The following is a 6,610-nucleotide window of genomic DNA, read 5'->3' as shown; positions in this document are numbered from 1 at the left end:
CTACTCCCCTACTCCCCTACTCCCCTACTTCCCCTACCTCAACCAACGTCGAGGACGATCTTGCCGATATGCTCACCCTCTTCCATACGCTCATGCGCCCGCCAGGCTTCGGTCAGCGGAAAGATCATGTCCATGACGGGTGCCACCTTGCGCGTGCCGAGCAGCGGCCACACCTGGGCCTCAAGCGCGGCGGCGATCGCCGCCTTGAACTCGACGGTACGCGGCCTGAGCGTCGAACCCGTGTGGGTCAGGCGCTTGACCATGAGCGTTGCGAAATTGGTGCTTGCGACAGCACCGGCCTGCACGGCGATCTGGACAATGCGCCCCTCGACGGCCGCGGCCTCGTAGTTGCGCGCGACATAGTCGCCGCCGACCATGTCGAGGATGACGTCGACGCCCTTGCCACTGGTCGCATCCTTCACCGCGGCGACGAAATCCTCCTCGCGATAGTTGATCGCCCGGTCGGCGCCGAGCTTGAGACAAGCGTCGCATTTCTCCTTACTGCCTGCGGTGGTGATCACAGTGGCGCCGAAAGCAAAGGCCAGTTGGATGGCGGTGGTGCCGATGCCGGACGAGCCGCCATGGACAAGCAGGGTCTCGCCCTTCTTCAGGCCGCCGCGCTCGAACACATTGTGCCAGACGGTGAAATAGTTCTCCGGCACGGCGGCGGCCTCCGAATAGGTGAAGCCGGCCGGGATCGGCAGCACGCTGCCGGCATGGACTTTGACATATTCGGCGTAGCCGCCGCCCGGCGTCAGCGCGCAGACCCGGTCGCCGAGGCGCCAGCGCGATATCTCGTCGCCGAGCACCGCGACTTCGCCGGCCACCTCGAGGCCGGGCAAGTCCGAAGCGCCGGGCGGCGGCGGATAGGCGCCCTTGCGCTGCTGGACGTCCGGCCGGTTGACGCCGGCCGCATGCACGCGGATCACCACCTCGCCCGGACCAGGCGCGGGCACGTCGCGCGTCTCCGGCTTGAGCACTCTTGGCCCACCGGGCTGCGAGATCGCGATGGCTGTCATCGTCGCCGGAATCTTCTGACTTGCCATGGCTTGCCGTCTCCTTATGTCGATCTGTTGTCGGCCGTTTGCATCGGCGCCCCTGCCCTATGTATTCTGATTGCCAAATCAGGCAAATGGCCAAGCAAGGGAGAAGCGACGATGGCGATCTTCGACGACGAACCCAGGAAGAAGCCGCGCCCGCACGAGATCGGCCAGGACCTCTCGCTGCTTTCCGTCGACGAATTGTCCGAGCGCATTGCGATGCTGCGCGACGAGATCGCCCGGCTGGAAGAGGCACGGGCCGCCAAGGGCGCCACCAAATCCGCGGCCGAGGCGCTGTTTCGCAGAGGATAGTTCCGCCGGCGCGCCAGTCCGCCCCGGAAAAGCCTGATTGCGACTGCCAGACGCTGAAACAGACCTGCGCCCGAAATTCCAGCCGGATCAGCCCATGTTTGCAACCTACAGACCGATCCTCTCGCTGCTGCGCGGCACGGCGTTCCTGCTCGCCGCATCCGGCCTGCATGGACTGCTCCTGCCGCTGCGCGGCCAGGTGGAAGGCTTTTCGACCGCTTCGCTCGGCCTGATGGGCACGGCCTGGGCCGGGGGCTTCGTCGCCGGCTGTTTTTTCGCGCCCCGCCTCGTGCGCCGTGCCGGCCATGTCAGGGCCTTCGGCGCCTTCGCCGCGTCCGGCGCGATTATCGCGCTGCTCACCGGCCTCATCATCGACGAATATGTCTGGATCCTTTTGCGCGCCTTCACCGGCTTCACCATGGCCGGCGCCTTCATGGTGATCGAGAGCTGGCTGAACGAGAAGGCCACCAACGAGAACCGCGGCACCGTCTTCGGCCTCTACATGATGGTCACCTATGCCTCGATCATGGGCGGTCAGATGATCGTCGCCGGCGGCGACGTGCGGTCGGCCTCGCTGTTCATGATCACCGGCATCCTGTTTTGCCTGTCGCTCATCCCGACGGCCGTCTCGACGCAGTCGCATCCGAAGCCCCTGCAGGACGTCAAGCTCGACATCAAAGGCCTCTATGCCAATTCGCCGGTGTCGGCGGTAGCCTGCCTCCTGATCGGCATCGCCAACGGCGCCTGGGGCACGCTCGGCGCCGTCTATGGCGCCCGCATCGGCATCTCCACTGCCGAGATCGCACTGATGATGAGCCTTGTGGTCATCGCCGGCGCCGCCATGCAGCTTCCGGCCGGGCGCCTGTCGGACACGACCGACCGCCGCTTCGTGCTGGCGGGCGCTGCGTTCGGCGCCGCGCTGGTCGCGGTGCTGATCTTCCTGTTCGCGCCGCGTTCGGGCGTCTTCGTCATCGTGATGACCGCCGCCTATGGCGCCTTCGCCTATACGCTCTATTCGATCGCCGTCGCGCATGCCAACGACCACGCCCGCGCCGAGGACTTCGTCAAGGTTTCCGGCGGCCTGTTGCTGCTCTACGGCTTCGGCACCATGATCGGCCCGCTTTTGGCAGCGGCCTTGATGGGTTCGGTACGTCCGGAAGGGCTTTTCCTGGCAACCGCGCTCGCCCATCTCGGCCTCGCCGGCTACACGCTGCTGCGCATCCGCGCCCGCGCGCCGGTGCCCATCGAAAACCGCGATGCCTTCAAGACGCAGCCCGCGGACCGCGCGGTCACGCCCGAGGCGACGCGGCTCGATCCGCGAAGAAAGGTTGAAACCAATAGTTGAGATTCGCAAGACTTTGCCTCACAAATAGAGGCATGATGTTTTCTGACGCCTTCGTGGCGATAGCCGATCCCAATCGGCGCTATCTCTTGGAAGAACTCCGGCGCGGCCCGAAGACGGTGAACGAATTGGCGGCCGGGCTGCCCGTCTCACGCCCGGCGGTTTCCCAGCATCTGAAGGTTCTGCTCGATGCCGGCCTGGTCAACGCCAAGGCCGAGGGCACAAGGCGCGTCTATACTGTCAGCAGCGCCGGCTTCCTGAGACTTAACATCTGGCTCGACCAGTTCTGGGAAACAGCGCCGGGCGAATAGTCCGCCGGCTGGAGGCTCAACTCGCCGCCAGTGCCGTCCCGAGCGCGTCGAGCAACTCGCCGGTGCCGTGCTCGCGGATGGCCGGTGAGTCGATGCCGTCGAAGAAGGCGCCCTGCTCCGTCAGGATCAGCCGCGTACCCTTGCCTTCGGCGATGAGCTCGATCGTCGCGAGCGACACCGAAACCCGGGTCTCGCCGAACAAGAGCTCGTAGCTGTAGACGATGCGCCGGTTGGGCACGATGTCCTGATAGACCGCGTTGTAGAAATGCATCTGCCCATCGCTGGGACAGCCGGCATTCACCTCCTTGCCGCCGACACGGAAGTCCATCTCATGCCGGCTGGGCATCGGGTTGTCGGGATCGAAGAACCAGCGTTTGTTCGCCGCCGAATCGCTCAACGCGAAATAGACCTTCTCCGGCGCCGCGGGATAGACGCGCTCGATGACGAAGGTGGAATGGACGACGGATCGTTCAGTCATGACGGCTTCCTTCAGCTTTCATCCTTGGCTTCAGCGAGAAAATCGCCGAGCCGGTCGGGCCGGCGCTCCCAGGCGAGCCGCCGCTCATTGATCCAGTGCTCGGCGGCCCGAAGCGCCTGCGGCTCGATTTGGCAGGTCCGCACCCGGCCAAGCTTTTCGGTCCTGACCAGGCCGCTTGCCTCGAGCACGTTGAGATGCTGGACGACGGCCGAAAGCGACATCGCCAGCGGTTCGGCCAGTTGGCTGACCGATGCCGGCCCGCGCGACAGGCGGTCTACCATCTGGCGCCGCGCCGGATCGGCAAGCGCCTGGAACATAAGGTCGAGCTGGGCCGGATCGTGCATCATCGCCGGCTAGCCGTTATTATACGGAAAGAACTTGAAATAAGGTCCCGCTTCCTCGATCACGCGGGCGAAGGACGGGCGCGCAAGCAGCCGGTCGTGATAGGCTTTGATCGCCGGAAACTTGTCCCCGAACGGCTCGACCTTGTTGGCATAGAACAGTGCCGGCGAGGCGGCGCAGTCGGCCATGGTGAAGCCTTCGCCTACAGCCCAGATCCTTCCCGCCATCTCCTCTTCGACAATGGCGTAGGAGTTGCGCAATTGCGCACGAGCCTCCTCGACCCCGAACGGATCGGTCTGATCCTTTGGCCGCAGGCGGTCGCCGACGATCTTCTGCATTGGATGCTGCACGTAGAAATCGTAGAAGCGGTCGGCCTGCCGGACTTGCAGGGCAAGATCGATATCGGCCGGAACGAGCGCCACCGGCCCGGGGTAATGCGCGGCGAGATATTCGACGACGATGGTCGATTCCAGCACCGTGCGATCCCGCGCGTCGTCACGCAGCGCCGGCATCTTGCCGGTCGGCGACACCTTCAGGAAAGCCGCGCGGGAAGCTTCGTCGCCGAGATCGACGATGACCGGCTCGAAAGGCGTGTCGTTCTCGTAGAACGCGATCAGCGGCTTCCAGCAGAACGAGGCCAGCGGGTGGAAATGCAATGTCAGGGACATTCTCGCTCTCTTTCGATACTTAAGTACTCACTTCACTATTGCTGCGAACGGCTTGAGTCAAGGCAGCTTCCTATCGGTTAGCCGTGTTCGGCGATGGCTTCGATGATCTGCGGCCAGTCATTGCGGTGCAGTTCGTGGCCACCGCCTTCGATCTTGACCAGCCTTGCGCCGGGAACAGCCTTGGCGAGCGCCTCACCGTGTTCGATCGGGAACAACGAATCGGCGCTGCCGTGGATGACGAGCAGCGGTGCGCGCAGACCCCGCACCGTGCGCTGCGGGCCGCCGCCCTTGAGCAGGAAATGGTTGGTCGCGCTGGCGAGACCGCCGGACCGGTCGTAATCCTCCTCGATCATCTTGCGCGTCCGCTTCTCGTCGAACGGATGCAGCGTGCTCGCGATCACGCGGGCGTCCTTGACCATGAAGTCGAGCACCTGCGACCGCTTCGACCAGTCGACATTGGCGCCTTCCGCCGAATGTTCCCTATAGGCCTCGGTCGTTCCCGGCAGGCCGGACGTATCGAAGCCGAGCGGCGAACAGGAGATCACAGTGAGCGCGCTGACGCGTTCGGGATATTTCAGCGCCATGCTCTGCGCGAGCATGCCGCCCATCGACATGCCGGCGACATGCGCCTTGCCGACGCGATGGTCGTCGAGCACGCGGAGGGCGTCGTCCACCATGTCCTCGAATGTGTAGGGCGGCGCGCCCGGCGGATATTTGGTCGACAGGCCGGTGTCGCGATTGTCGTAGCGGATGACGAAGCGGCCGCGCCCGGCAAGCTGCCGGCAGAAGGCTTCCGGCCACCACAGCATCGACGCCATTGCGCCCATGATCAGAAGGATCGGCGGATCTTTCGGACTGCCAAAGCTTTGCGAAACGATGTCGGGGCGCCGCGTTTCGGGGGTCATCTGCTCCTCCAATCTGATTGCATTTTGCAATCAGTTGCACGATAATAAAACCGATATCATAATGCAACTGGTTTTTCTGGAGAGTGCTATGAGCATCGACCGCCGGTCCGGCTGCCCGATCAATCTGTCGCTCGAGGTGTTCGGCGATCGCTGGAGCCTGATCATCCTGCGCGACATGATCTTCGGCGGCAGGCGTCATTTCCGCGAGTTGCTCAACGGCTCGCTGGAAGGCATCGCCTCCAACATCCTGGCCGACCGGCTGAAGCGGCTGATGGAGCTCGGCCTGCTGACCAAGGCCGACGATCCCAGCCACAAGCAGAAAGCGATCTACAGCCTGACCGAGATGGCGATCACGCTCGTCCCGATCATGGCGCAGGTCGGCGCCTGGGGGCGCGTCTGGCTGCCGGTCACGGAAGAATTGTCGATCCGCGCCGAGCTGCTCGAAAAGGGCGGTCCGCCGCTATGGGAGCAATTCATGGACGAGTTGCGCCATGAGCATCTCGGCGCGCCGTCGAAGACGCCGCCGGGTACGCCGACGGTGCGCCAGCAACTGCGCGCTGCCTACGACGAAGTGGTCGCGCGAAAGGCTGAGATGCCGTCAGTTTAAGTTGATGTCGCGACTGGCCGACCGCATCGACACCGAAAAGCCGGCCAGCACGTCGAACAGCGCGATGATCATCAGCGTGAAGAAGACGGAATGCGCCGCGCCCTTCACCAGCAGGAATTCGACCAGAAAGGCGATGAAGACCAGTGTCGAGAGCAGGTGGTCGAGGATCGAGGCATTGGTCGTGCGCACCGATTTCGAGATCTCGATGAACAGGAAGATCAGCCCGATCAGCACCATCAGGTCGCCGAGCGTCATCGAAAAGACGCCGCCCGACATCATGCGGAAGGAGAACATCTCGATCATCCACGGCTCGTCGCCACCGCCGAACAATCCGAGCAGGCCGAGATTGTAGAGGACGAAGGGCACGATCAGCAGCGGGACGGCACCGAACATCTGGGTGACTCCAATGGGCACCCTTTTGTAAAATCCGCGGCAAGCGCGCCGTCAAGGCTTTTCGCCGGCAACCGCGAACACGCTCTAAGACCTAATGAAATAACGATGTCAGCCGGTTGCCCTGGCTTTTCTGCAGCTCGCGACGCCAACCGGGGCCATACGCAAAAAGACCGGCCCGAGGCCGGTCTTTCGAAAGTCGGAAACCCTTGGAAGCC

10 protein-coding genes are annotated in these 6,610 nt (G+C 63.8%); 4 read left to right on the top strand and 6 right to left on the bottom strand.

What is annotated here, in order from left to right:
* Nucleotides 1–38 precede the first annotated feature (38 nt).
* Nucleotides 39–1,046: an NAD(P)H-quinone oxidoreductase gene (locus P9273_RS31040; RefSeq protein ID WP_278052366.1), complete on the bottom strand. Its 1,008-nt coding sequence runs from the start codon at nt 1,044–1,046 to the stop codon at nt 39–41.
* A 111-nt stretch (nt 1,047–1,157) separates the two neighbouring features.
* Here P9273_RS31040 and P9273_RS31035 point away from each other — a divergent pair, with 111 nt between their 5' ends.
* The 3 genes from P9273_RS31035 to P9273_RS31025 all read left to right on the top strand — a co-directional run bounded on the left by P9273_RS31035 (nt 1,158) and on the right by P9273_RS31025 (nt 3,002).
* Nucleotides 1,158–1,352 (top strand): DUF1192 domain-containing protein, encoded by a 195-nt coding sequence (locus P9273_RS31035; RefSeq protein ID WP_040998812.1) that lies wholly within the window; start codon nt 1,158–1,160, stop codon nt 1,350–1,352.
* A 94-nt stretch (nt 1,353–1,446) separates the two neighbouring features.
* Complete coding sequence (locus P9273_RS31030) at nt 1,447–2,694, top strand: MFS transporter (protein WP_040998814.1); 1,248 nt, start codon at nt 1,447–1,449, stop codon at nt 2,692–2,694.
* 32 nt (nt 2,695–2,726) lie between these two features.
* Complete coding sequence (locus P9273_RS31025) at nt 2,727–3,002, top strand: ArsR/SmtB family transcription factor (RefSeq protein WP_040998815.1); 276 nt, start codon at nt 2,727–2,729, stop codon at nt 3,000–3,002.
* 16 nt (nt 3,003–3,018) lie between these two features.
* Here P9273_RS31025 and P9273_RS31020 read toward each other — a convergent pair whose 3' ends face one another.
* The 4 genes from P9273_RS31020 to P9273_RS31005 all read right to left on the bottom strand — a co-directional run bounded on the left by P9273_RS31020 (nt 3,019) and on the right by P9273_RS31005 (nt 5,395).
* Nucleotides 3,019–3,480, bottom strand: coding sequence for an SRPBCC family protein (locus tag P9273_RS31020; protein ID WP_278052365.1), 462 nt, complete (start codon nt 3,478–3,480; stop codon nt 3,019–3,021).
* An 11-nt stretch (nt 3,481–3,491) separates the two neighbouring features.
* Entirely contained in the window at nt 3,492–3,827 is a 336-nt protein-coding gene (locus P9273_RS31015) for an ArsR/SmtB family transcription factor (protein ID WP_278052364.1), read from the bottom strand.
* A gap of 6 nt (nt 3,828–3,833) precedes the next feature.
* Complete coding sequence (locus tag P9273_RS31010) at nt 3,834–4,490, bottom strand: glutathione S-transferase family protein (RefSeq protein ID WP_278052363.1); 657 nt, start codon at nt 4,488–4,490, stop codon at nt 3,834–3,836.
* A 77-nt stretch (nt 4,491–4,567) separates the two neighbouring features.
* Complete coding sequence (locus P9273_RS31005; protein WP_278052361.1) at nt 4,568–5,395, bottom strand: alpha/beta fold hydrolase; 828 nt, start codon at nt 5,393–5,395, stop codon at nt 4,568–4,570.
* Between the two features lie 88 nt (nt 5,396–5,483).
* On the opposite strand from P9273_RS31005, the gene P9273_RS31000 reads away from it, so the two are divergent.
* Nucleotides 5,484–6,002, top strand: coding sequence for a winged helix-turn-helix transcriptional regulator (locus P9273_RS31000; RefSeq protein ID WP_278052359.1), 519 nt, complete (start codon nt 5,484–5,486; stop codon nt 6,000–6,002).
* Here the strand turns inward: P9273_RS31000 and P9273_RS30995 are convergent.
* Nucleotides 5,994–6,395, bottom strand: a complete 402-nt coding sequence (locus P9273_RS30995; protein WP_278052358.1) for a hypothetical protein — start codon at nt 6,393–6,395, stop codon at nt 5,994–5,996. The genes P9273_RS31000 and P9273_RS30995 overlap by 9 nt on opposite strands.
* Nucleotides 6,396–6,610 lie beyond the last annotated feature (215 nt).

Source organism: Mesorhizobium sp. WSM4935 (genome assembly GCF_029625735.1).
In the GTDB taxonomy this organism is placed as follows: domain Bacteria; phylum Pseudomonadota; class Alphaproteobacteria; order Rhizobiales; family Rhizobiaceae; genus Mesorhizobium.
Note: the sequence above shows the minus strand (reverse complement) of the source record. Positions and strands in the feature narration are given on the sequence as shown.

Bases quoted from the DNA above. Each gene is read 5' to 3' on its own strand.
- P9273_RS31010 (WP_278052363.1), bottom strand. From the start codon at position 4,490: ATGTCCCTGACATTGCATTTCCACCCGCTGGCCTCGTTCTGCTGGAAG.
- P9273_RS31005 (WP_278052361.1), bottom strand. From the start codon at position 5,395: ATGACCCCCGAAACGCGGCGCCCCGACATCGTTTCGCAAAGCTTTGGC.
- P9273_RS31025 (WP_040998815.1), top strand. From the start codon at position 2,727: ATGATGTTTTCTGACGCCTTCGTGGCGATAGCCGATCCCAATCGGCGC.
- P9273_RS30995 (WP_278052358.1), bottom strand. From the start codon at position 6,395: ATGTTCGGTGCCGTCCCGCTGCTGATCGTGCCCTTCGTCCTCTACAAT.
- P9273_RS31000 (WP_278052359.1), top strand. From the start codon at position 5,484: ATGAGCATCGACCGCCGGTCCGGCTGCCCGATCAATCTGTCGCTCGAG.
- P9273_RS31015 (WP_278052364.1), bottom strand. From the start codon at position 3,827: ATGATGCACGATCCGGCCCAGCTCGACCTTATGTTCCAGGCGCTTGCC.
- P9273_RS31035 (WP_040998812.1), top strand. From the start codon at position 1,158: ATGGCGATCTTCGACGACGAACCCAGGAAGAAGCCGCGCCCGCACGAG.
- P9273_RS31020 (WP_278052365.1), bottom strand. From the start codon at position 3,480: ATGACTGAACGATCCGTCGTCCATTCCACCTTCGTCATCGAGCGCGTC.
- P9273_RS31030 (WP_040998814.1), top strand. From the start codon at position 1,447: ATGTTTGCAACCTACAGACCGATCCTCTCGCTGCTGCGCGGCACGGCG.
- P9273_RS31040 (WP_278052366.1), bottom strand. From the start codon at position 1,046: ATGGCAAGTCAGAAGATTCCGGCGACGATGACAGCCATCGCGATCTCG.